Annotated in this window: 25 protein-coding genes; 6 read left to right on the top strand and 19 right to left on the bottom strand. The window is 27.7% G+C overall.

Features of this window, described 5'->3' with window-relative positions:
- Positions 1–36: 36 nt before the first annotated feature.
- Positions 37–1,833, bottom strand: coding sequence for an oligoendopeptidase F (gene pepF / locus I4V63_RS05215; protein WP_196000241.1), 1,797 nt, complete (start codon positions 1,831–1,833; stop codon positions 37–39).
- Between the two features lie 36 nt (positions 1,834–1,869).
- On the bottom strand, positions 1,870–2,268 hold the full coding sequence (locus I4V63_RS05210) for a DUF6762 family protein (protein ID WP_196000240.1): 399 nt from the start codon (positions 2,266–2,268) through the stop codon (positions 1,870–1,872).
- 161 nt (positions 2,269–2,429) lie between these two features.
- On the opposite strand from I4V63_RS05210, the gene I4V63_RS05205 reads away from it, so the two are divergent.
- Entirely contained in the window at positions 2,430–2,879 is a 450-nt protein-coding gene (locus tag I4V63_RS05205; RefSeq protein WP_196000239.1) for a hypothetical protein, read from the top strand.
- 41 nt (positions 2,880–2,920) lie between these two features.
- Here I4V63_RS05205 and I4V63_RS05200 read toward each other — a convergent pair whose 3' ends face one another.
- The 3 genes from I4V63_RS05200 to I4V63_RS05190 all read right to left on the bottom strand — a co-directional run bounded on the left by I4V63_RS05200 (position 2,921) and on the right by I4V63_RS05190 (position 4,218).
- The gene (locus tag I4V63_RS05200) at positions 2,921–3,190 is read right to left on the bottom strand and encodes a hypothetical protein (protein WP_196000238.1); all 270 of its coding nucleotides are present in this window, start codon (positions 3,188–3,190) and stop codon (positions 2,921–2,923) included.
- A 10-nt stretch (positions 3,191–3,200) separates the two neighbouring features.
- Positions 3,201–3,650, bottom strand: coding sequence for a sensor histidine kinase (locus tag I4V63_RS05195; RefSeq protein ID WP_196000237.1), 450 nt, complete (start codon positions 3,648–3,650; stop codon positions 3,201–3,203).
- A 76-nt stretch (positions 3,651–3,726) separates the two neighbouring features.
- Positions 3,727–4,218 carry a DUF1648 domain-containing protein gene (locus tag I4V63_RS05190; protein ID WP_196000236.1) on the bottom strand — a complete coding sequence of 164 codons (492 nt, stop codon included), beginning with the start codon at positions 4,216–4,218 and terminating at the stop codon, positions 3,727–3,729.
- A 326-nt stretch (positions 4,219–4,544) separates the two neighbouring features.
- Between I4V63_RS05190 and I4V63_RS05185 the strand changes: the two genes are divergently transcribed.
- On the top strand, positions 4,545–5,402 hold the full coding sequence (locus I4V63_RS05185; protein WP_196000235.1) for a patatin family protein: 858 nt from the start codon (positions 4,545–4,547) through the stop codon (positions 5,400–5,402).
- Between the two features lie 147 nt (positions 5,403–5,549).
- Here the strand turns inward: I4V63_RS05185 and ybaK are convergent, their stop codons facing one another.
- The 6 genes from ybaK to I4V63_RS05155 form a co-directional block, all read right to left on the bottom strand.
- Complete coding sequence (gene ybaK / locus I4V63_RS05180) at positions 5,550–6,017, bottom strand: Cys-tRNA(Pro) deacylase (protein ID WP_196000234.1); 468 nt, start codon at positions 6,015–6,017, stop codon at positions 5,550–5,552.
- A 233-nt stretch (positions 6,018–6,250) separates the two neighbouring features.
- Positions 6,251–6,403 (bottom strand): zinc-ribbon domain-containing protein, encoded by a 153-nt coding sequence (locus tag I4V63_RS05175; protein WP_196000233.1) that lies wholly within the window; start codon positions 6,401–6,403, stop codon positions 6,251–6,253.
- A 218-nt stretch (positions 6,404–6,621) separates the two neighbouring features.
- Positions 6,622–7,056, bottom strand: coding sequence for a hypothetical protein (locus tag I4V63_RS05170; RefSeq protein WP_196000232.1), 435 nt, complete (start codon positions 7,054–7,056; stop codon positions 6,622–6,624).
- A 106-nt stretch (positions 7,057–7,162) separates the two neighbouring features.
- Complete coding sequence (locus I4V63_RS05165) at positions 7,163–8,431, bottom strand: DEAD/DEAH box helicase (protein ID WP_196000231.1); 1,269 nt, start codon at positions 8,429–8,431, stop codon at positions 7,163–7,165.
- A 328-nt stretch (positions 8,432–8,759) separates the two neighbouring features.
- Positions 8,760–9,965, bottom strand: a complete 1,206-nt coding sequence (locus tag I4V63_RS05160; protein ID WP_196000230.1) for a dicarboxylate/amino acid:cation symporter — start codon at positions 9,963–9,965, stop codon at positions 8,760–8,762.
- 170 nt (positions 9,966–10,135) lie between these two features.
- Positions 10,136–10,693 carry a manganese efflux pump gene (locus I4V63_RS05155; RefSeq protein ID WP_196000229.1) on the bottom strand — a complete coding sequence of 186 codons (558 nt, stop codon included), beginning with the start codon at positions 10,691–10,693 and terminating at the stop codon, positions 10,136–10,138.
- Positions 10,694–10,926: 233 nt separating this feature from the next.
- Here I4V63_RS05155 and I4V63_RS05150 point away from each other — a divergent pair, with 233 nt between their 5' ends.
- Complete coding sequence (locus tag I4V63_RS05150; protein WP_196000228.1) at positions 10,927–12,144, top strand: 6-phosphofructokinase; 1,218 nt, start codon at positions 10,927–10,929, stop codon at positions 12,142–12,144.
- Between the two features lie 112 nt (positions 12,145–12,256).
- On the opposite strand, the gene I4V63_RS05145 is transcribed toward I4V63_RS05150, so the two are convergent.
- Complete coding sequence (locus I4V63_RS05145; RefSeq protein ID WP_196000227.1) at positions 12,257–13,552, bottom strand: aminotransferase class V-fold PLP-dependent enzyme; 1,296 nt, start codon at positions 13,550–13,552, stop codon at positions 12,257–12,259.
- A 166-nt stretch (positions 13,553–13,718) separates the two neighbouring features.
- On the opposite strand from I4V63_RS05145, the gene I4V63_RS05140 reads away from it, so the two are divergent.
- The 3 genes from I4V63_RS05140 to abc-f all read left to right on the top strand — a co-directional run bounded on the left by I4V63_RS05140 (position 13,719) and on the right by abc-f (position 17,173).
- Positions 13,719–14,372 carry a hypothetical protein gene (locus I4V63_RS05140; protein ID WP_196000226.1) on the top strand — a complete coding sequence of 218 codons (654 nt, stop codon included), beginning with the start codon at positions 13,719–13,721 and terminating at the stop codon, positions 14,370–14,372.
- A 9-nt stretch (positions 14,373–14,381) separates the two neighbouring features.
- Positions 14,382–14,999, top strand: a complete 618-nt coding sequence (locus I4V63_RS05135) for a DUF4397 domain-containing protein (RefSeq protein WP_196000225.1) — start codon at positions 14,382–14,384, stop codon at positions 14,997–14,999.
- Positions 15,000–15,256: 257 nt separating this feature from the next.
- Positions 15,257–17,173: a ribosomal protection-like ABC-F family protein gene (gene abc-f / locus I4V63_RS05130; RefSeq protein WP_196000224.1), complete on the top strand. Its 1,917-nt coding sequence runs from the start codon at positions 15,257–15,259 to the stop codon at positions 17,171–17,173.
- A gap of 95 nt (positions 17,174–17,268) precedes the next feature.
- Here abc-f and I4V63_RS05125 read toward each other — a convergent pair whose 3' ends face one another.
- The 7 genes from I4V63_RS05125 to I4V63_RS05095 form a co-directional block, all read right to left on the bottom strand.
- Positions 17,269–18,147 (bottom strand): GGDEF domain-containing protein, encoded by an 879-nt coding sequence (locus I4V63_RS05125; RefSeq protein ID WP_243280455.1) that lies wholly within the window; start codon positions 18,145–18,147, stop codon positions 17,269–17,271.
- 145 nt (positions 18,148–18,292) lie between these two features.
- Positions 18,293–20,944 carry a calcium-translocating P-type ATPase, PMCA-type gene (locus I4V63_RS05120; RefSeq protein WP_196000222.1) on the bottom strand — a complete coding sequence of 884 codons (2,652 nt, stop codon included), beginning with the start codon at positions 20,942–20,944 and terminating at the stop codon, positions 18,293–18,295.
- A gap of 154 nt (positions 20,945–21,098) precedes the next feature.
- Positions 21,099–21,728, bottom strand: a complete 630-nt coding sequence (locus I4V63_RS05115) for a TerD family protein (RefSeq protein WP_196000221.1) — start codon at positions 21,726–21,728, stop codon at positions 21,099–21,101.
- Positions 21,729–21,739: 11 nt separating this feature from the next.
- On the bottom strand, positions 21,740–22,318 hold the full coding sequence (locus tag I4V63_RS05110) for a TerD family protein (RefSeq protein ID WP_196000220.1): 579 nt from the start codon (positions 22,316–22,318) through the stop codon (positions 21,740–21,742).
- 88 nt (positions 22,319–22,406) lie between these two features.
- A complete protein-coding gene (locus tag I4V63_RS05105; RefSeq protein WP_196000219.1) occupies positions 22,407–23,033 on the bottom strand; it encodes a TerD family protein in 627 nt (208 codons plus the stop codon).
- Positions 23,034–23,239: 206 nt separating this feature from the next.
- Positions 23,240–24,469 carry a toxic anion resistance protein gene (locus tag I4V63_RS05100; protein WP_243280452.1) on the bottom strand — a complete coding sequence of 410 codons (1,230 nt, stop codon included), beginning with the start codon at positions 24,467–24,469 and terminating at the stop codon, positions 23,240–23,242.
- Positions 24,470–24,485: 16 nt separating this feature from the next.
- Positions 24,486–26,033 carry a YceG family protein gene (locus I4V63_RS05095; RefSeq protein WP_196000218.1) on the bottom strand — a complete coding sequence of 516 codons (1,548 nt, stop codon included), beginning with the start codon at positions 26,031–26,033 and terminating at the stop codon, positions 24,486–24,488.
- Positions 26,034–26,153 lie beyond the last annotated feature (120 nt).

Here is a 26,153-nt window from a genome sequence, read left to right as displayed (position 1 = left end):
ATTCTTCAAATAAGTTTTTTTCTAATTTATTCATGCTTATATTTCTTTCTCTAACATATCTAATAACTCATTAAATCTATCAATTGTTGCTTCTAAAGGCTTAGCTGTAGTCATATCTACTCCAGCTTTCTTTAAAATTTCTATTGGATAATCACTTCCACCGCTCTTTAAGAATCCAACGTATTTTTCAACTGCATTAGGTTCATTATTTAATATATTTTTAGCAAATGCTGATGCAGCTGCATATCCAGTTGCATATTGATATACATAGAAATCACTGTAAAAATGCGGTATTCTTGCCCATTCAATATCTATATCATTATCAACTACCATATCTGGACCAAAATATTTAACATTTAGTTCATGCCACTTTGCATTATAATCTTCTGCAGTTAGTGGAATACCCTTTTCAAAGCTTTCATGTGTATATAATTCAAATTCTGCAAACATTAATTGTCTAAATACTGTAGTTCTTATTTGCTCTAATTCTTGATTTATTAAATAAAGCCTTTTCTTTTTATCACTTTCTTTATTTATTAAATGATGAATTAATAGTGCTTCGTTTGTTGTTGATGCAACTTCAGCACAGAATAAAGTATATCCAGCATAATAATAGCTTTGTTCTTTTCTTGAATAATAAGAATGTATTGAATGACCCATTTCATGTACTAATGTTGAGACATCATTAAGTTCATAGTTATAATTTAATAAAACATATGGTTTAGTATCATATCCACCCCAAGAGTAAGCTCCTCCACGTTTTCCCTTATTAATATACTTATCTATCCATCCATCATTTATTCCACCTTGGAATATATCTAAATATTCTTTACCTAAAGGTTGTAATCCCTCTACTGCCATTTCAATAGCTTTATCAAATTCTACTCTTTCTTTAGGTACTTCAATAACTGGAACATATAAGTCATACATATGCATTTCATCAACACCTAATAGTCTTTTCTTTAATGCTACATATCTATGAAGTGATGATAAATTCTTATCTATAGTTGCAATTGCATTAGTATAAACTTCTAATGGAATATCATTAGGCTTTAATGATGCTTCTAATGCACTATTATAATGTCTTACCTTTGCCCCAAAGTTAAATACCTTAATAGAACTAGATAATGTTGTTGCCAATGTATTTTCAAAATTTTTATATTCACCAAATAATTTTTCAAATGCTGCTTTTCTAACTTCTCTATCTTTTGATTTTATAAATGAAGAATAATTTCCTTCTGTTAATTCAACTACTTCTCCATCTTCATCTTTAATATTTCCAAACTTCATATCTGCATTAGTCATTATATTGTGTATTGCTGATGGTGCATCTAAACAATCTGAAGCAGCAGCTAACAATTCTTCTTCTTGCTTATTTAATACATGTGGTTTTTCTTTTAATATATTTTCTAATAAGAATTTATAAGGTTCTAATTCCTTATATTCACTCATTAACTTTTCAATTCTTCCATCTGGAAGTGATAAAATTTCTGGTACAACATAAGCTGTATATGTTGCATATTCAGCCATATAAGCATCTATTTTATTCATCATTGCTTGATAAGTTGTATTGCTAGTATCCTCATCACTTCTTAAATGCGCATATACATATATTTTTTCTGCTTTTCTTGAAATTTTTTCGTTCACTTCAAAATATTCAATTAAAGTTTTACCATCTCCTAATTTTCCTTCAAATCCTTTTAATTTAGGAGCTTCTTCTTGTAACTCTTTATAATCTTTTTCCCAAACTTCGTCACTAGAATAAATTTCATTTACAGTCCACTTATCCCTTTCTTGTATTTCCTCTCTTTTCTTCACAACCTTACTTTCCATATTAATTCCTAGCCTATCTTTATAGGCTCCTCCTTTCTAATTATACTCTTCTTCTTTTCCTTCAATGTCACTAAAAGCTTTTTCCATTGCTTCTTCTATTAACTCAATACATAATGATAATTTTTCACTAATGTACTCACGATTATCCTCATATTTAAATTTTACTAAATATGTAGGATTATATTCATCTTCAACCTCTTCAATTTCAAATCCTTCTTGTTCAAATGAATTCATATTAAATACATCATATATTGCAGAGTATTCCCATTCTTCAACATCTTTATTTGTATCAAACTTTATATAAACTTCATCTCCTAAAACGTAAAAGCTTTTTATATGTTCTGCACCTTCAGATACAGTATAACTTCCAACTTCCTTAACCACAAAACCTGTTTCTTTATCTTTTTCCATTAATATTAAGCTTGAATAATCCATAATAATATTCTCCTTTTACTTATCTTTATCTTTTTTATTTGTATTTTAATTTATTGTATCTTCATTATAAGTTTAGTGTATTAAATATACAATATTTTCTTTACTTATTTACATATTATGGTAATATATAAATATATAAATTCTTTTATGGAGGTAGCTTTATGGATACTGTAAATACATTAAAAAATAAAAATGTAATTAAAATACGAAAAAAAAAATTACACAATAAAAAATTACGTATTCAAAAAACCAAAAAGTTTGCAACGCTCTGTATTATATTGCTATCACTACTTATTATAGGAACCTCCATAAAAAATATGTATGTATATTTCAGATGTTCAGATTTTATTTATTCTCTAGATTATTATTTTACACATTGGAAAGATAGGGATCTTAGACTTATTGAGGTTGATTCTTTTTCTGTAATATCTAGAACTGATAATACTGTTGAAATAGAGGCTCATGGACTTGCTTATGAAAAACCTTATAAAGAAACTTATTTAATTGGAACCTTTACTCAAGATGATAAAGGCCACTGGCATATGAAATCAGTCAAACTTAAAAACGAAGAATCTAAAATAGAAAATGAAGAAGATGTTATAACTAAATAATACAAAAATGCGCACCGATAAAATGGTGCGCATTTTTATTATTAAGACTCTAATAAATTATCAAACTCTCTAGTTACATTCCAAGTATGATAGTTATTACCTTCCTTAGAATGATTCTCTATAAAATCTTCTAAATTAACTTCAACTTCAGTAAATTCATCTAATTCAAGCTTAACAGTATCATCTTCAGTAAATTCAATACTAGTAACTTCCCCTTGTTCTATCTCTTCACTTCCGTAGTGAAATATTACTCCTAATTCTACTAATGTGTCATAGCTTTCCATTAATTTTTCAACTTTATCTTTTGTCATGTTATTCTCCTTATATTATTACTTTCAAGAATATTATATTAAAAATTGTGCCTTTTTCAAGCTTACTTTTTACACTTATACTTCCACCATATGCTTCTATTATCTTTTTACTTAGTGATAATCCAATTCCTACACTCTTAGGATTTATAGAACTTTTCCCTTTATAAAACCTCTTAAATATATTTTTAAGTTCATCTTCATCTATACCTTCCCCATTATCACTTATTGTAATACTAATAGACATAGGTGTTTCTTCGAGAGTAATTTTAATTTTTCCATTAATGTTAGTATGCTCTATAGCATTTTTTATTATATTACTTAAGCTTTCAGCAATCCATTTTTTATCATGAAAATAATATCCTTCACTATTAATAAGTAACTCTATACTTTGATTTTTATCATTAGCACTTACTTTTAACGGTGCTATAGCATACCTTATACTTTCACTAAGTGGTATCATTTCTTTATTATACCTTACTGCATTACTTTCTATTCTTGCATAGTGAAGTAGATTTATTTTTCTACTTCACTTTTTACTATTTATACTTAATAGCTTTATAAATATAAAATCCAATGCTACCAAATAAAATAAATAAAGATATAGGCAAAAATATTATTGATAAATTTTTATCACTACTCATTGCTGTTGATATACTCATTTGAATATAAAAGAAAATTGCTATTGTTTCTACATTTAGTACCCTAATAAAAGTACTTGCCATTAAATATTGCTTTTCTTTATTTCTTGGATTTATTTCAACTGGATAATTATATACCTGTGGAAACTTAGATAAAACTGCTATACCTATATATGTTATTAGCACTATAGGCAATAAAATAAATACTGTATTTTTGGAACCATAAGCATTAATTTCTCCCTTGAAATTATAATGAGTTGGTATTATATCTGGTGCCTTTCCCCAGTATATAAAAGTCATAATCACTAATGCTACAACTAAGATTAATCCTATAATATCAAGACATTTATTAATCTTCTTATATTTATCCTTTATATCATATTTTCTCATTATTAATCCACCCTCCCCCAATACCCATTCTTTGTCTTGTATTTGCATTATAATACACAATTACCATTTCACATAATACACATATTAGTAATATATCATTAATTCATTAAGTTTAGAGCCGGATTTTCACATCTTATCTCCCTATTATTTTAATAATATATTTCATTATTTATTACTACTTAAATAGTACCATATAGGCCTAGCACTTCTCAACTTTTTCCATATTACAAATTCATTAAACATTTTAACTTATTTACTATTTAAATTTAATGATATAAAATATCTTTGTGGTTAATTTTGGTATTTTATTAAAGGAGGTTATATCTTTGATAGGAGTTATTGATGTAGGTGGTGGACTTAGAGGAATATATGGAGCAGGAGTTTTTGATTTTTGCCTAGATAATAATATTAATTTTGATTATGGAATAGGTGTTTCTGCTGGAAGTGCTAATATTGCATCATTTTTAGGAAAACAAAAGGGACGAAACTTAAAGTTTTACTCTGAATACATTTTTAGAAAAGAATATATGAGCTTTCACAACCTTTTTAGAAATGGTTCTTATATTGATTTAGATTATGTTTATAGTGGACTTTCAAATTCTAATTGTGAAAACCCCCTTAATTATGATGGAATTATAAAATCAAATAGTATTTTTAAAATTGTAGCTACTAATTCATTAACCGGAGATACTGTTTATTTTGATAAAGGTTCATTATCTAAGGATGACTATGATGTTTTTAAAGCTTCTTGTTGTATACCTATTGTTTGTAAACCCTATACTATTAATGGTATTAATTATTTTGATGGTGGTCTTTCAGACCCTCTTCCTATAAAAAAAGCTATTAATGATGGATGTGATAAAATAGTACTTATACTTACTAAGCCTGTTGGCTTTGATGAACCTGATAAAACTGATAGGATACTAGCAAAACTACTTAATAAAACTTATCCAATTGCTTCTCAAAAACTTCTTAATAGACATAAAAAATATAACGAGGGTATTGGAATAGCATTAAAATATCAATCTCAAAACAAAGCTTTAATAATAGCTCCTGATGATTGCTGTGGTGTAAATACATTAACTAAAAAAGCAGAAAATTTACTACAACTTTATAATAAAGGTTATAAAGATGCTGAATCACTATTAAGCTTCATCAAATCTGATTCTCAAGCAATTGTTTAACTAAAAAAGTGAACAACACTTTTTTCAGTTAGTAGTTAAGGAATAAATTCAGCTAAGCTGAATTCTAAAAATATATAACTAAAAAAACTACTAGCAATTTCATCCTTAACTACTAACTAAATTTATGCATAATTATTTATACATAATTTATATAATTTCTGCAGTAGTGAATCTTATTACTTTTGAAAGCTCTGAAAGAGACATTTCTACTTGATAACCAATTTTTCCAGCGCTAAAAATAATTGCGTCATAATCTTCAGCTGAAATATCTATAACAGTTTTAAAAAACTTTTTCATTCCAATTGGTGAACATCCACCATGAATATATCCTGTTAAAGATAATAAATCTTTTGATTTTAACATATCTATAGATTTTTCACCAACTATTTTTGCAGCTTTTTTTAAATTCAACTCTTTTTCAACTGGTATTACAAATACATAATTATTCTTGCTTTTACCAACAGTAACTAATGTTTTAAATACACGATTTGGATCTTGACCTAATACCGTTGCAACTTCGGTTCCACTAATGGCTCCTGTTCCAACATAACTATGTGTTTCATATTTAATTTTTTTCTGTTCTAAAATTCTCATTACATTTGTTTTTTCATCCATGATATCATCCTCTTATTAATTCATTAATATAAAAATTATAACATAAGCCAATAACACATTTAATATATTCCACTTATTTAAAGAAAACTTGTTATTAACTTTCATTCATAATTGAAAGTTAATTTAATAAAATTAAAATTTAAAAATTTGCTTATAATACACTAATACAAATTAATAAAATATTAAATAAAAAAAAGCTATAGTCTAAAACTACAGCTTATAACAATCTAAAATTATCTTCTATTTTGTTCTTTTTTAGCTCTTCTGCAAGCGATACATCTTACAGGTTCGTTGTCGAATCCTTTTTCTTTGTAGAATTCTTGTTCTCCTACTGTAAATACGAATTCAGCTCCGCAATCTCTGCATACAATTGTCTTATCTGTCATAATTTGTTCCTCCTAAAATTAAAAGATTTTAAATCGATAATATAATCCCCTAATTTACGAGAAACTACCTATCCAAATGAAACCTATTTTTTTGTTAGCATTTTTGCTACTCATTTAGTATAACATACTATTTATTATATTACAAACTTTTTCTATTTATTTTTTATATACTTTATAAACACCTTAATTTATATCTTTCTAAATCATCTATAACTATTTTATAATTTAATACTTGGAATTATGTATTCTTGTATCTCAAGCTCCCTATTTATGTATCTATTAACAAACCAACAAGTTAAATCATAAGAACATCTATGTAATAATAATGCCGATTCAGTATTATCACCCGTATTTATAGACGCTATATTTATAATCCTTCTTATCTTATTAAATATTTCCAGTTCATATTTATCTATATCCGTTTTTTTATTCAATTCTTTTAATCTCTCATTCTGATTCATTCCCATAAGTAGTCCTAAGCTCTCAAGCTTAGCTACCTCTTGTGCTAAATTTTCTGAAAATACTTTTGCCTTTGATATTGATATATTAGCATCTTTAAATAATGCTTTCTCCATAGCTATTATATAATTATTTAAATATCTATAATCTTCATTTAATTCTTTAAATACTTTATTTTCCGTAATTGCTCCCACCTTTTCTAAAATTTTTTACCAAAACCCCTTAAACCCTTATCTCTATTGTTGTTTCTTATATAATAAGTGCTATAGTTTATATACTATAACACCTTCTCACTTTTAATTATTGTTTTTTATCATTTTTAGGCTTGTTTTTGATATATCTTTTTCCTCTGTAATTTCCTGTATTATTTCTGCTTCCATTATTGTTTCTATTACGCGAATTGTTATTTGCTCTTTGCACCACGTTAGTTATTGGTTTAATTATTTCATATTCTTCTTCTAAAACAGGAATTGATTTCCCAATAAGCTTTTCAATACTTCTAAACATAGCTTTTTCTTCTTCATCACAGAAAGTAATAGCAATACCTGAAGATCCAGCCCTTCCTGTTCGTCCAATTCTATGTACATAAGTTTCAGCTACATCTGGCAAGTCATAATTTATAACATGAGATAATTCATCAATATCAATACCCCTAGCCGCAATATCAGTAGCAACTAATACTCTTATATTTCCTTGTTTAAAATTATTTAATGCTAACTGCCTTTGATTTTGAGACTTATTCCCATGAATAGCTGCCGATGTTACTCCTGATTTCTCAAGATCCTTTGCTATTTTATTTGCCCCATGCTTAGTTCTTGAAAAGACTATTACAGATTTTATACTTTCATCCTTTAATAAATGTATAAGTAATGACCTTTTATTCTTTTTAGGCACATAATATACCCCTTGTGAAATAATCTCTACAGTTGAAGATACTGGTTGAACTTCTACTTTTACCGGATTATTTAAAATAGAATTTACAAGTTTCATTACTTCCTTTGGCATAGTAGCTGAAAATAATAGATTTTGTCTTTCCTTAGGTAATCTTGATATTATTTTCTTTACATCATGAATCATTCCCATATCAAGCATTCTATCTGCTTCATCAAGAACAAAGTATTTTATATTTTTTAAATCAACATGTTTTTGATTAGATAAATCCAAAAGTCTTCCCGGTGTTGCAACTAATATATCTACACCAGCTTTTATCTTCCTAACCTGAGAACTTTGATTCACTCCACCAAATATAACTGTATCTTTTACATCTAAATACTTAGAGTACGCGGCAAAACTTTCTTCTATTTGAATAGCTAACTCTCTTGTAGGCGCTACAATTAAAGCCTTTATACTTCTATTATTATCTTTTTCTTTATCCGCAGCTATATTTTGTAATATTGGAATTGCAAAAGCAGCCGTCTTACCAGTTCCTGTTTGTGCACATCCTAAAATATCTTTTCCTTTTAAAACTACAGGAATTGATTTCTTTTGTATTTCCGTAGGCTTTTCATATCCTGACTCTTCTAATGCCTTTAATATTGGTTTTATTATATCTAAATCTTTAAATAACATACTTTCTCCTTTGTAATTAAAATAAAAAAAAAGAAACACACACAAATGCTAAATCACTAAAATAGCATCTATATAGCGTTCCTCTTTTTTAATTATACTCTATTTTTCAATAAAAAGCATTAACTTTTTAATATTATTTCCAATTCGTACATAATCCCCCTATATTAACGTAACTTTATAAAAATACATTATAAATAAAATTCAAAACAAAATTGTTTCTTTTGTTACTATTTATTTTTATAAAATATAAAAGGAATATTTTAAAATATAATATGTACACCATAGTGTTATCATATAAATTTAAAAACATTCCTTTTTACTTATAACTTTATGCTACTACCGATTCATTATCTTCATTTTGAACACTATTACTTTTCTTCTTATTTATAATATAATCAACAATTATAGCAATAGCTCCATCACCTGTTACATTAGTTGCTGTACCAAAACTATCTTGAGCTGCATGCAATGCAATCATGATTGGTTTCTCTACTGCTCCAAATCCAAGCATCGATTCTAAAAGTCCAAGTGCTGCCATAACACCACCACCTGGCACTCCTGGAGCTGCTATCATTGTAACACCTAACATAAATATAAACGGTATTATCATACCGAAAGTTGGTGTTTGTCCATTCATATACATAACCGCCATAGAAGTAAGAACTAAAGTAATAGTGTCTCCTGCTAAATGTATTGTTGCTCCTAGAGGTACAACGAAATCTAAAACTTCTTCACTAATATTATTTTTCTTAACACATTCTAGTGTTACTGGTATAGTAGCTGCTGAAGATTGAGTTCCTACAGCAGTCATGTATGCTGGTATCATATTTTTTATTAATTTAAATGGATTTTCTTTCTTAATAGCTCCTGCAATACAGTATTGAATAACTATATAAACTAATTGTAATGAGAATAATAAAATATATACTATTCCAAAAGACTTTAATGTACTAAAAATCTCACCACTATAGCTTAACTTTGCAAAAACACATCCAATATATATAGGTACTAATGGAATTAAAACATTAGTAACTATCATTAAAACTATTTTGTTAAATTCATCAATGACTTTTAACATAGTACTATTCTTTATTTTGGATAATCCTATTCCCAATATAAAAGCTAATGTTAATGCAGACATAACCCCCATAATTGCTGGAATTTCAATTGTAAAATAAGGTTCAATAGCTTGTCCTTCTTCACCCAATGCTATACTTTCACTTATTAATTTAGGTAAAATACCTGTTCCAACTAAATATGCAGCAAACCCTGCTAACAAAGTAGATAAATAAGCAATTATTGTAGTTATAATAATTCCTTTTCCTGATTTACTTCCTAATGAAGCTATACCCGGAACTATAAATCCTATTATTATTAACGGTATTACAAAAGATAAAAAGTTGCCAAACAACCCACTAAAAGTTGCCAGTATTTTTACTGGGAATTGAATATTATTTGCCCCACATAATAATCCAATACCAATTCCTAATACTAAACATATAAATATTTTTGTAATTAAAGATAGTTTTTTCATTGAATTTGCCCCCTTTATTTGTCCTTCAATAAAACACATCTGTCTTTTCGTTATATTCACTATACCCTATCATTTACATAATGTCAAATTTTATTTCGAAAAAATCTATAATTTTGTAAATAACTTCAAAATTATAGATTGATTTTTTCCACTTTTTTTAATTTTATACTTTAAAAAAATATCATTTTGATAGCAAAAATAATTAGTGTTACCCCTCCAAAAAAATCTGCATACTTAGAAACGAATTCTATCTTTCTAATGTACCTACATAAATAAAATGCAAAAGTACATAATATTAGTGTTATAAATCCAATAATTGAGCAATCACCTATTACCCTTATTATATTACTTATGTAACTAAATCCGGTAAACCCAACTACAAAGGCATCAATACTTACAGATATACCCAATATTAATACTATACCTCTTTTTATTAATAAACTTTCATCTCTCTCCTCATTTTCAAATCCATCTTTTATCATTAGTATACCTACAACAGCTATAGCTATTCCCCCTACGACTTTAGGAATTGTAGTAATATAAGTTTCAAATAAATGTCCAGAAACTCCGCCTAAAAAAAAGAATAAAAATTGAAAAAAGGCAAAAGAAAAAATAAAGGCTATTTTATTTCTTCTTTTTATAGCTGAATTGACTCCTATACTTATACTTACCCCTACAGCATCCATTGCTAACGCTACTCCTACTATAATTAAATCCTTAAAATTCATCTCATCCTCCATTTTACAGTATTTGTATAATTTTATTATATATTTCATCTACCTATGATTCATATTGTAAATTTTATTTTTTATCTTTTAATTTACTCTTTTTTATTGTATAGTATATATTGTATTCACTAAATAACGAAATAGTATATCATATTAATTCTTAAGTATTAGTTATTAATATATATTTAAATAAAACTATAAATTTTAATTTTACTAAAAGGAGCGTATTTTTAATGGCTAATTGTATCATAGCACAATCAGGAGGACCAACATCAGTAATTAATTCTAGCGTTGTTGGATTATTAGAGGCAAATAATACTTTAGGAACTTTTAACAAAGTCTTTGCTGGTTTAAATGGAATAGAAGGTATATTAAATGGTAATATAATTGAACTTTCTTCATTTTCACAAGAAGAAATAAATAACTTTAGATATACACCTTCATCTGGTTTAGGTTCTTGCAGATATAAAATGAAAAAACTTGAAGAATCTACTGAAGAATATGACAAATTATTAGAAATATTAAAAGCTAATGATATTAAAGCATTCTTTTATGTTGGTGGAAATGATTCTATGGATACTACTGCAAAATTAAGCGCCTATGCTAAACAAACTGGAATAGATATTAAATTTATAGGTATTCCTAAAACAATAGATAATGATTTAATGTACACTGATCACACACCTGGCTTTGGTAGTGCAGCAAAATTTATAGCTACTTCTGTACTAGAAACTTACTTGGATTCATCAGTTTATATTAATAATGGAATATTCATATTAGAAACTATGGGTCGTGACACTGGTTGGTTAGCTGCTGCCGCATCATTAGCTCAATTAAACGGAAAACAAGTTGCTGATTTTATATATTTACCTGAAATAGCATTCGATGTTGATAAATTTTTAAGAGATGTAAAAAATAAATTTGATGAGCAAAATCAGGTTTATATAGTAGTTTCTGAAGGAATAAGAACTGCTGAAGGTAAATTTGTTGCTGAAGCTGACGCACAAGCTCATGATAAATTTGGTCATGCTCAATTAGGAGGTGTTGGTAATTATCTTAAGAATTTAATAATTTCTTCAGGTATAACTAGTAGAGTAAAATCTTTAGAACTTGGTGTTCTACAAAGATGTGCAATGCACTGTGCCTCTAATATTGATATAGAAGAAGCTTATGAAGTTGGATATGAAGCATTAAGACAAGCTTCTCTTGGAAAATGCGGCTATATGATTGGTATAAAACGTGAAAATAATGCTCCTTATAAATCATCATACTTCTTAATAGAAGCTGATAAGGTTGCAAATAACGTTAAATATTTCCCAACTGAATGGATAAATGAAGAGGGAAATAACTTAAAAGCTGAAGTTCTTGAGTACTTATCTCCACTAGTTTCTTCAGTACCATCAGCTATTTCATCTCTTTCAATGCCCGTATTTAAAGTATTTAATAAATAGTTAGTAGTTTTAGGTATAAATTCAGTTAAGCTGAATTAAAAAAAGATATTATGTAAGAAACTCCTACAGGAGTTTCTTCCTTAACTACTAACTCCAAACTACCAATCCAAAACTATTTAGCATATCTCCTGCATAAATACTCTATAGTTTCTAAAAATATATTTGCTTCCTTTTTAGTATTATATATTCCCAAACTTACTCTAACTAATCCTGGCACTCCATTTTTACTAATATACTCTTGAAGTTTATTATCTGCTATTCCTAATACTCTTCTTGTATATGGATGTGAACAAAAACCACCTTGCCTTACACCAATTGCCCTAACTTCTGAAAGTTTTTCTCCAACCTCTTCATAGCTCATTCCATCAATAGTAAACACTAAAATTCCTAATCTATCATTAATATTCTCATTATCAGCATACAATGTTACTCTATTTAAATCTTTAAGTCCATCGATTATATATTTTAATAATTCCTTTTCATTTTTCTCTATAGTATCAAAGCCTATTCTTTCAATTTCCTTCATAGCCTCCATAATAGCTACAGCCCCAAAAAGGTTCGGTGTTCCTGCCTCATTTTTTTCTGGGGTATTTAACCATATTTCTCTATCATCTAATACAAGGTCTACTGTACCACCACCTTTTGAATCAGGTGGATTTATATTAAAACTTTCCTTTAATCCAATAATTGCCCCACTCCCAAATGGAGCATATATTTTATGTCCAGAAAAGACTAAAAAATCTATATTCTCCGAACTATCTTCTTGGCACATAGATACCTTTTTATGCGGAACTAATTGTGCTCCATCTACTATAATTTTACCACCATATTTATGAATTAACTTAGCTATCCTTTTTATATCATTTATATATCCAGTTACATTTGAAGCACCTGTTATTGTTATATATTTTACACGTTCCCTATACTTATCTACTAATTCCTCTATATCATCAACATCTATTCTTCCATCTTCACCTACTTCAACATACTTTAAATTACACTTACATCTCCATGGCAAATCATTTGAATGATGTTCCATTCTTGTTGTAATTACAATATCATCTTTACTATTGATCAATATATTAGATAGCATATTTAATCCATCAGTAGTATTAGAAACAAAAATTGCTGTATAAATATCCTCTGATGCATTAAAATACTTTAAAAGATAACTTCTGCTTTCCTCATATAAATCACTACAATATAATGATTTTTGCCCATCACCCCTTTCAATTGACCCATAATATTCACTTGTTTCTAAAACCTTTTTCATAACTCTTTTAAAAGGTGGTGTAGTTGCTGCATTATCAAAATTTATAGGAATAATCCTTCCCTTTCCTTCTACATTAACCTTTTTATCCAATCCTACAAATAGTTTTCTTAAATCATCTTTATTATCCTTATGCATAATAATTCCCTCCAATACAATATATTCCTTATTATATCGATTGTTACATCCACATTCTCAGCAACCCTTATTGTAATATATCCTATATAATACTCATATTCTATAAAGTAACATATGTGTTTAAAATACATATATTATTAATAAATTTATTATTTGGAGGGGAATAATGAGTTCAAAAAAAAATAATAAAGACAATGATGATTTAAATTTTATACCTTTAAATATTGATTCTACTCTTTCACCAGATGGTTCAAAGTTTCCATTACTTTTTAATTTTGATCAAATATCACTTTCAGGAATGTACGGTGGAATGTCATTAGGTTTTTCAAATCTTAATACCACTCCCATTCCATTAGACTTAGTTGGAACAACAACTTCTGTAATTGCACCACTTACACCTTATCCTAAAAATATACCTACTATAAATGATGATAATACCCCTTATACACCTAAAACAAAACAACCTAATAATAATGTTCAAAACCAAAACAATAATTCTAACGATTTAGAGTATCCATCAGAATCAGATGATGATTTTCTTCATTCATACAATGAACCATCACTTAACCAAAGATACTTAGATAATCCTATTAATGCTGTGGATATATTAAGGAACTTCGATCTTTCTTTAGATTATATTTCAACTGATTCTCGTAAAAACAATTGTACCGAAGAAGATGTGAATAAAATTTTTGATATAATTGAAAATGATCATTCTGGGATACTAGCTACTATGAAAGCCTATAGGGTTCCTTATCCAATAGCAAAACTATTGATTAAAAAGATTATTAAAATTTCTTTAGACAATTGTAATAAGTAGGTGAATTTTATGGAACAATTTAACAAATATCTACCTAGAGTAAATACTAATATAAGAATACTTCATGCTAACCCAACTACATCTAATATAGATGTTTATGTCAATGGTTCACTCTTAGCTAGCAATATTGCATTTGGAAAAATTTCTAAATACTTTACTCTAACTCCTGGAGAATATAATTTTCAACTTTATCTAACTGGCACTTATGATACACCTATACTTTCTCAAGATATACAGCTAGTTGCTAATGCAAATTATACTATTTCATTAGTTACATTATCTAATAACTTATTTTTATTTAGATTAAAAGATGATAATATTCCAGTAACAAAATCTCAGGCATATTTAAGATTCATAAATTTATCAGAAAATTCACCGTTATTAACTTTATCATTACCTAATAATTTCATCTTATTTAATGGAGCTGAATATCTAGAAACTACTAGCTACTATCAACTTTCTCCTGGAATATATAACTTCGAAGTATCATTTGCTTCTTCTGATGTTACAGCCAAATATATAAAAAATATAACTTTAGACGGTGGAAAATTTTATACAATCTATATCCTTGGAGTATTTAATGGTAAACCAGTTATAGGTTATTTGCTCACTGAAGATTTAATTTAAAAAAAGGAGTTGTTTTTTAAACATCTCCTTTTTTAGATTTGATAAGGTTTTAGTATAATAGTATAATTAGAAGGTATAATTTTAATTGAGGTATTATATCAAAAGATTATCATAGTCTCAAGTTTAAAGTTTTAAGTTTAAGAATAATTCAGCTTAACTTAAATTTTATGTTTAACTTATAACTTCTAAACTTCACAGTTAAATTTTGATACAGCCTCATATTACTTATAAGACTTCACTATATTACGGAGGAAATTATGATAATACTAAGTTGTAAAGATATATGTAAAAGCTATGGAGTAAGGGATGTTCTTAAAGATATCACCTTCTCAATTAATGAAGGCGATAAAGTTGGAATCATTGGTGCCAATGGTGAGGGAAAATCTACCCTTTTTAAGATAATAACAAAAGAAATATCTCAAGATTCTGGTGAAGTTTTTATAGACAAAAATAAAACACTAGGTTATTTATCTCAAAATTTATCACTTAACTCTGATAAAAATATTTACGAAGAAGCTATTTCAGTTTTTGAAGAACTATTAAATATTGAATCGAGACTTTCATCATTAGAAATAAAAATGAGTGAGCCCTATGATGATAAAAATGCAGCATATCATGAAAAGCTTATTAAAGATTATACTACTCTTCAAGATTTATATTCACATAAAGGTGGTTATGTCTATAAAGGTGAAATTTCAAGAGTATTAAAGGGTCTTGGCTTTACTGAAGATGATTTTTATAAACCAATAATTACATTAAGCGGTGGACAAAAAACAAGGGTTGCATTATGTAAATTGTTATTACGTAAGCCTGATATAATATTACTTGATGAGCCTACTAACCATTTAGACTTAGAAGCTATAAGTTGGTTAGAAGATTATATGAAAAATTATAAGGGAACAGTTTTAGTAATATCACATGATAGATTTTTCTTAGATTCTGTTACTACTCATACTTATGAAGTAATAAGCGGTAAAATAGAATGTTACAATGTTCCTTATACTAAATTTATAGATTTAAGAAAAAAGAACTATGAAGCTAAACTAAAAGCTTATAATTTACAGCAAGCTGAAATTAAAAGACAAGAAGCCATAATCGAAAAGTTCCGTTCATTTAATCGAGAAAAAAGTATAAGAGCTGCTGAAAGTAGAGAAAAGGCTCTAGATAAGATGGAAAAAATTGAAGCTCCTGCTCATGAGAAGGAAGCATCTAAAATTAAATTTGAAGCTTCAGTAAAAAGTGGATATGATGTTTTACATATAGAAAACATGACAAAATCTTATGGAGAAAAAACTTTGTTTTCAAATTTAAATTTAGACTTAAAGCGTGGAGAAAAGGTAGCATTAATTGGTGAAAATGGCCGTGGTAAAACTACTTTATTTAAAATAATAATGGATACTATTGAATCTGATACTGGAATAAAAGTATTAGGTACTAATGTTAATGTTGGCTACTACGATCAAGAACAATCTGATCTAAATTTAGATAAAACTATTATTGATGAAGTTTGGGATGAATTCCCTAATTTAACAACATCAAAACTTAGAAGCTATTTAGCCTCATTCCTTTTTACTGGTGATGATGTATTTAAAGTAATAAAAACTCTTAGCGGTGGAGAAAAATGTAGGATCAATTTATTGAAACTAATGCTCTCTAAATCTAATCTTTTACTACTAGATGAACCTACAAATCACCTTGATATTATGTCAAGAGAAGCTTTAGAAGATGCAATTTTACAATACGATGGTACATTAATGGTAATATCTCATGATAGATACTTCTTAAATAAAGTAATTGGGCGTATACTTGAATTAAAAGAAGATGGAGTAACTGAATACTTAGGAAATTATAGCTATTATCAAGAAAAAAAGCTTAACCCTAGTAGATTTGAGAGTTATGAAGAATTAGCTAATGGTAAAACTAAAACCCAACTTAAGGATGAAAAGAAAAAGAAACGCGAAGCTGAAAAAGAAGCTAAAGCTATGCAGCTTAAAATTAAAAACCTTGAAAAAACTATTTCTGAAAAAGAAGATGAACTAACTCAATTACAAGAGCAACTTTGTCTTGAATCAATATATTCTAATCCATCTGAAAGTCAAAGAGTTAATAATGAAATTAAAGAATTAGAAGAAAATATTGCTAATCTTTATGAAGAGTGGGAATCACTAGCTTAAACTTATCTTATTAATAAGCACTTTTAAATATTTAATAAAAAATAAGAAATTAGGAATTTTCGTCTTAATTTCTTATTTTTATTATATATCCTCTTTTATAAAGCCACTAAATTTCTACCATTCTTTTTTGCTTTATATAAGTTTTTGTCTGCAACCTCTATTAGTTCATCAATATTTATAATACCTTGATTTAATGTAGAAATTCCTATACTTATAGTTATATTAATATTTATTCCTTGATATTTAAACACATTTTTTTCAACTATCAATCTAATTTTATCTGATATATTATAAGCTTCTTCTTTAGTTGCACCATTAAAAACAATTAAAAACTCTTCTCCTCCATATCTTGCTATCCAATCAACTGTTGTTCTTATATTACTCTTAATTACATTTATTAATTCCTTTAAAATTAAATCCCCTGCTAAATGACCATATTTATCATTAATATCTTTAAAATGATCAACATCAACTAATACAATTGATAATTCTTCGTTTTCTCTTTTAGCCTTGTCAATATCAACAGGGAGCCTTTCATTAATGTATCTTCTGTTATAACATTGAGTTAATTCATCTGTAACTACTAGCTTGTTCATCTTATCAACTTTATTTATTTTTTTATGTAAATCTTCTGTAGTATTCACTCCATTAAATTCACTAATATTACACTCTGTTATATCCTTTAAAGTTTCAATAACTAATTGAGAGTTATTCGTATCTATCGGTGTTGCCATAATCATATAAATTCTCTCATTTATATATTCTATTTTCATAACACAACGATTTTCATTATAAGCCCTAATAGAAATGCAATTATTACATATATTTTTTTTCTTGCATAAATTAAAACATTTATTTTCCTTATCTAATATCATCCCACTTTGCTTAACAACTATCTTTTTAATGGGATCTACAACTCTTACCCCATCAAATATTTTAATAAGATAATCTTTTTCTGAAAGTAAATTATTCATATTAACCACAATTTTATCCCCTAAATAATATTATATTATTTATTATATTAATTTATTTCACTAATTTAAATATATAGTTATTAATAAATAACTATATATTTAATAAAAAAGGCAGTGTATCTTTATAAATACACTACCTTTTTCATTAAGCTGCTTCTACAATATTTTGTGAGCTCTTTTCCTTATCTAAGCTATTAAATATAACTTTTCTTATCATATCTATTGGAATTATTGTAAATGCCATAGCTATTATAACAAGCCAATGTACTGGTGTAATTGGTGTACAGCTAAAGAATTCTCCACCAACGATAGTTAATACAACTTGAACTACTACTATGATTCCCATAACCTTTAAAAAGCTCATATTTTCTTTAATATGTTCAAATATATTTACAGTATTGCTTCTTACATTAAATCCATTAAATACTGCACAAAGTACAAACATTGAAAAATATGCTGTCATATGCTCTTCTGTACTTGAAAACATCTCTGTAAAGAATGGAGCCTTTAAAAATATAAAACTTAAGATAGTTACCCAAGCACCAGCAAATAAAATTTGATTCATCATAGGGCCAGAAACTATACTTTGAGTTCTTGATTTAGGCTTTTCTAACATATACTTTTTAAGAGCTGGTTCAGAACCTAAAGCTAAAGCTCCAAGACCATCCATAACTAAGTTAATCCATAGTATGTGTGTTATCTTAAGTGGCTCTTCAACCCCTAAAAATGGAGCTATAGCACAAACAGCAACTGCACCAACATTTATTGTTAATTGGAATTTAATAAACTTTAAGATATTGTTATAAATTGTTCTACCATAAAGTATAGCACTTTCAATTGATTTAAAATTATCATCTAAAATTACTATTGCACCAGCTTCTTTTGCAACATCTGTACCACTACCCATTGCAAAACCAACATCTGCTCTCTTTAATGCAGGAGCATCATTTACACCATCACCTGTCATACCACATACAAGATTTAATTCTTGAGCAAGTCTTACCATTCTTGATTTATCTGTTGGTAAAGCCCTAGCAATAACTCTTAAGTTAGGTATAATGGACTTAACTTCATCATCTGACATCTTGTTTAACTCTTCTGATGTTAATGCAACATCTGATTTACTTCTTAATAATCCAGCTTCCTTTGCTATAGCAACTGCAGTTTCTTTTCTATCACCAGTTATCATTACAACTTGAATACCTGCATTTTGAACTTCTTCTATAGCTTGTTTAGCTTCTTGTCTTACATCATCTCTAATACCAACAAAACCAACTATAACTAAATCTTCTGGTAATGTATCATCAACTAATTCACTTTCACTATAAGCAAAAGATAATACTCTCATCGCTCTTACAGCTAATCCATCAATTTTTTCATTAATTTTGTCTTTATTTATAGCTACAACATTTCCATTTTCGTCTATCATCTTAGTAGCTTTAGCTAGTAATCTTTCTGGAGCACCTTTATATACAGTTTTTCCTTCTAATTGACTTGCTGAATACTTGTTAGCAGAATTGAATCCCTGAGATTTTTCTACTGTAATGTCAGTAAGTTTATTCATTTCTTCTTGAGTTAAGAAATTTAATAATGCTTTATCAGTAGCATTACCACCAATAACTTTACCTTCAGCATCAAACATTGCACCTGTATTTTTACCAATGCAAAGTTTCATCATTTCTTTTACCCTTGAACCATCTTTATAACTATCTTTTAAATTACCATCAAAGAATTCAACCACTTCTAATTCACCTTTAGTAATTGTACCTGTTTTATCTGAGAATAAAATATTTAAAGAACCTGCTGTTTCTATTCCTATTGGTTTTCTAACAAGTACGTTATTTTGTAACATCTTAGAAGTATTTCTCATAAGAACAATAGCAATCATAAGAGGTAACCCCTCTGGAACAGCCATAACAACTATAACAACAGCAAGCATAATAGCTTCTAATACATCCTTAAATATCATTACTCCACCATTAGCAAAATAATCAGCAAATCCACCTGCAACAATTACCTTATGCCCTAATAACGCTAAAGCTATAACAACTGAACCTATATATCCAAACATAGAAATTTGTGATGCAAGCTTAGAAAGCTTAACTTTTAATGGACTATCTACTTCATCATCAGCCATATCTTCTGCCATTACACCCATCATTGTTTTCATACCAACTTTAGTAACTTCCATTATACCTTCACCATTGAATACAACTGCACCTCTAAATAAAGAATGTGCATCAACAAAAGTATCACCAGTTATATCTGCAGTCATTGCTACTTCTCTATATGCTTTAGAATCACTTACTGCAAACTTCTTGCATTCTTCAGCCTCACCATTAAGTGCAGAGTTATCAACCCTTAAATCCCCTTGATAAAGGTATCCATCAGCTGGAATCTTATCTCCACTTTGAAGAATTACCATATCTCCAACAACTAAATCATCAATTTCAATTTCTACTATTTTTCCATCTCTATGTACCTTACATACATCCTTCTTTGCAGAGTCTTTTAACTTTCTATATTCATTATCACTTGCCATTTCAGTTTTTGCAGAAATTCCAGTAACAAGTAATACTGAAATAGCTATCCCTATAAGTTCTCCAAACTCTGCATATCCCATAAACGCCATAACAGCCATAATTGCTGCAATTGCAAGTAATAGCTTTATCATTGGATCATCAAATGCACCCTTAAACTTGTCCCAAAATGTTTCTGGTTCAGCTTCATGAATTATATTATCTCCATAGAGCTTCCTATTTTCTTCTACTTGGTCTTTATTAAGTCCTTTAATCATTACTTCCTCTCCCTAATATAAATTTACATATTTTTTATGAAATATAGTATACATACTATATTATCACTTATTATTACATATTAAAAATATTATTAATATATGTCTAAAAATATACATGCAAAAGCATCCTTATCTTTTGCATGTATTTCTTTGATTATTGATATAAAGCTAATACACCATTTAAATCTGCTATTTTACCTTCTCCTACTGCTTTAAATTGCCATTCCGAGCCATTTCTATAAAGCTCTGCAAAAATTACTGATGTTGCAGTTGATCCATTTTCCTTTAAGTTAAATCTACAAATTTCTTTTTCATTTTGATCTAAATCTATTAACCTCACATATGAATTATTTATCATTCCAAATGTCTGTCTCTTAGCCATAGCTTCATGTATAGTAACAACAAATACAATCTTAGCTATATTAGGATTAATATTTTCTAAATCTATGTTTATAGTTTCATCATCACCTTCACCAGCGCCAGTTCTATTATCTCCTGCTAATGAAATCCCTTGACCTTCTCTATTATTAAAGAATATAACATTCGATACTGTATTAAACTTATTATTTGAATCTAATAAAAAAGCTGCTATATCTAAATCAAAATCAAAACCATTATTTGATATATCCCAACCAGCACCAAGCTTTACTCTTTTTAACCCTGGATTTCTCTTTGTTAAATCTAAAATATCATTTTTATTTAAATTTAAAATCCCTCCTGTTTGAGAAGTATTATTTGAATTTCCTGTTAAATTTCCAAATCCTGAACCTAAATTAATTCCCATTTCCTACACCTCTATTTGTACATATTTGCTAAAGAAGAAACTGTTGCATGTAGTAGTTCTCCTCTTGCTTTAAATTGCCAGTTTCCATTTTTTCTTTCTAACTCTGCAAAAAGTAACGCTGTATTATCTCCACCCTCTTCAGATAAATTGTATCTACAAATTTCCTTATTGCCGCTATCTTCATTTAATAATCTAATATACGCATTTTTCACTTTAGAAAAACTTTGTTTTCTTGCTACTGCATCATAAATATTAAGAGCAAAAATCACCTTACTACAATTAGATGGAAGCTTATCTAAGTTAACTGATATCTTTTCATCATCACCATCACCTGCACCTGTTCTATTGTCACCATGTAAGTATATACCTTGACCATTTAAATTTCCAAAGTAAATTACCCCTCTATTTATAAGTTTATCATTTTCATTTAATAATATAGCAATTAAATCTAAATCGTAATCAGCACCTAATTTAAAGAAACCCTTTTTAGCAACATCCCATCCAGCTCCTAGCATCACATTCTTTAATCCTGGCTCTGCTTTTCTTAAGTCTAAAACATCATTCTTTTTTAAATTTAAAACTCCTACCATCTCTTTCTCTCTCCAATCTTTGATTAGTTAGGAATTAGGAGTATTGATTTAGTAATTTTAATCTTAACTACTAACTCAAAACTTCTAACTACATATAAATCCCTAAAACTCCATTCAAATCAGCAATTTTCCCTTCTCCAATAGCTTTAAATTGCCATTCACCATTTTGTTTGCATAACTCTGCAAAAATTACTGAAGTAACAGTCGAACCATTTTCTTTTAAATTAAATCTACAAACTTCTCTTTCATTATGCTCTTCATCTAAAATTCTTACATATGAATTTTCAACCATTCCAAAAGTTTGCCTTTTAGCTTGAGCTTCGTGGATTGTAACAACAAAAACTATTTTTTGAACATGTGGAGAAATAGATTCTAAATCTATTCTGATTCTTTCATCATCACCATCACCTGCACCTGTTCTATTATCACCCTCTAAGTAAATACCCTGACCTTGCATATTATTAAAGAATATAACATCTTCTGGGATATTTTGCACCTTACCATTTGAATTTAATAAAAATGCTGCTATATCTAAATCAAAATCCTGTCCTATTGTTGCAACATCCCAACCAGCACCTAATATTACTTTTTTAAGTCCCGGATTCTTCTTAGTCAGATTTAGTACATCATTCTTCTTTAAATTTAATGCATTTACGTTATTATTGCTTGATCCTGAATAAATATTATTCATCATTGATCCTAAATTAATTCCCATTTCTATACCCCCTTAGGATTTAAATATTATTTTTAATCATTTTATGTGATAAATTATACCATTTAACAAATTATTTTTCAACTCTTTTTATGGTATTAAAATAGTTTTTTTTGAATTTCCTTTAAATTTTTATTAATATTTTATATAAAGCTGGCATTATGCCAGCTTTATATTTTTACTATTTATTTTTTCATTATATTATCAGATTAGCTTTGTGCTATATTTTTCTTCATACTGTGTTTAATTCTTTCAAGTTTAGCTGAGTTTTCAATTCTTTGAATTCTATTAGATTCTTGAATTGCTTTTGTATCTTCAATTCCTTTCATTATTGTTTCAAAGGAGCTTTCTAGTGTAGATATAGCAACTGAGCTTCCCGAAGCCATTTTCGCAATCTCTACAGATTGCCTAGCAGTATTTTGAGCATTTCTCATAATAAGCTCATTTGTCTTATCATCTAATTGTTTTATTGATTTAGCTTGTATTTCTTGTCTCTTTAAAATTACTGCTTGAGCTAAACACTGTTTAAATATAGGTAATGTAACTATAAATGAAGAATTAATTTTTCTCATTAAGTTAAAGTTAGACATTTGAATACTTTGAATCATTGGTGCTGCTTGAATTGCAACATTTTCTGCAATTTGAAGATCATAAACACGTTGTGATAACATCTCTTTACTTATCTCAAGTTTTTGTGTTAACATATGCTTTTCTTCTTGATTTATAGTGTTATTCATAGCAATTTGTGAAATATACAAATCTATTTCTTCTAATGCTAACTCTCCTGCAACAATATACTTTTCAAGCAATTGATAATAATGAAGATTAGCATCATATAATTTTTTTAAATTAGCATTTGATTCTCGTATGTCATTTTCATATTTTTTTAGTAAAACATATACCTTTTCAACTTCATATCCCATAGTGTCGTATTTTTGAAATAATTTTGCAACACTATTACCTACACCTTTCATAAGTTTAGATAGCATTGATTTTTTTTCTGTACCTTCTAATTCCTTGACATCAAATTTATCCATTATTTTTGTTAAGTTTACTAGCATTTCACTAACTTCTTCTGATTTTACAACCTTCATTGAATTTAATAATTCATCTGATACCTTAGAAATATTTTCACTAGCTTTTTGCCCAAACATTACTATAGAATTAGGATTTTGAATTTCAACTTCTCCAGTTAATGCTTGAACCTCTTTCATTCCTCTTAACCTTTGTTTATACTCTGAAACAGTAGCCATATCAAATTCTTGATTTTGTATTTGCATATTTTCATGTGGATTCATATAGTCATATTGATTTTGATTTCCCATTTTATAATTCATTTGCGCATTTTGATATTCATTATAATTATTATTGTTCGCTTGAAAATTATCATTTACCCCATTAAAAGATTGTCCTAAATTATCATTATTATAATTATTCATTGTTATAACTCCACCTTTATTTATTCTTTAAAAATTTTGAAAATATCCCCTGCTTCATACTAATTAACTCCTTATAAGTTGAATCATATTTCATTACTTCCAATCTAAAGTCATTTAATACAGTTTCTTTTATTACATTATCAATATTAAATAATCCTGATGGATTAAAAATTACTATATCTATACCAATAGTATGAATATATCCTAAAAGAATTTGCATCGATTCCGGTAAAACCTCTTCTTCTTCAAGATAAATTACTATTTTAGGAATAGCACCTGTAAAATCAAAATTATCTACTAATCTGACAATACTCTCGTTTAACCCTAAAACTAATACAAGTAATTTCAATATTTCTTCTTTACTAAAATTTTTATTGTACAATTCCTTACTGGTAATTGTTTCATTAAATTTTTTAAGTAAGAAGTTTTGCACATCTTCACTATATTTAGAAAATTTATATATCGGTAATTTCTTAATTGCTTCAATATCAAAAGTACCATCACTTAATTGACAAAACATAATTTGATACATGTCATCTGTAAACTTTACATCTTCTGAAAAATATATTCCATTAAACACCAAAGTATTAGGTGATGAAGTACAATGTTTTACAAGCTTTTGATATTCATACTCATCATTATACATCCCATCTATTTTCTTAAAGAAACACGGTACTCTAACTGTATCTCCTTCAACCTTAAATCCACTTCTTAATTTACAAGGTTCATTCCAATAAATATAAACATCTTCTAAAACAGTATCTAATAATACACTTTTAGTATAACCTTTTCTAAATTGCCATGGTTTAAAAACTCCCGTTTTAGAAAACAATTTCTCCTCTACTTCTCTTTGAATTTGCTTAGTAATTGTTTCAAAATTATCAATAACCTTCCCCTTACTAGCTCTTTCATTAAATGATTCTATACTCAAAATCCCCATACTTTTTATACAATTACTTAAGCTATCTTCTTCTATTTCATTCCAAAACTCTTCTTTTAGCGGATTAATATAAATAACATCGTATCCCATTTTATAAAGCATAATTAGAAAGTAAATTTCATGTCTTTCAATATTTCCATAATAAATACATTTAGGATTTATATTTGAATCATACTTTATATTCCTCACATATGTATAACCCCAAACAATTAGCTTTGTTATAAAATTATTTCTTACATTATCATTAAAAAAATTTTCTTTATTACAGGCTATTGGAATAACGTATTCTAATGCACTTAAAAACTTAAAGTTAATTTCAAAGTCATCAAAAATAACAATTTCCTGAGAAGTCATTTTATACACATCCATAGATGAAAGTTCATTAAATATATATTGAATTAACTCCATCTCTCCACTTAACGGTATAGATCCGTCAAATATAATGCACTTATCCTTTTCTTCTAAACACTTACTTTCAACTGTCTTAATGTAATTATCGTAATTAGAACTATCTTCTACACCTATAAATCTATAAAAATATGGCTTAAACTTATTATATACATCCTCTCGCTCGTAAATAGTTCTAAACATATACATTGTTATGTTTTTTAAATTTATAGCCATTAATATTCCTCTTGCTTTCTCTAAATTATACTTATATATAAATTTTACCTTATTTAATATCCATCTTTCAACATTTCTTAACTTTATTTCCTAATATTATTGTTTTTTCACAGTAAATAC

The organism is Clostridium sp. 1001271B_151109_B4, from assembly GCF_015670405.1.
GTDB lineage: Bacteria > Bacillota > Clostridia > Clostridiales > Clostridiaceae > Clostridium.
Note: the sequence above shows the minus strand (reverse complement) of the source record. Positions and strands in the feature narration are given on the sequence as shown.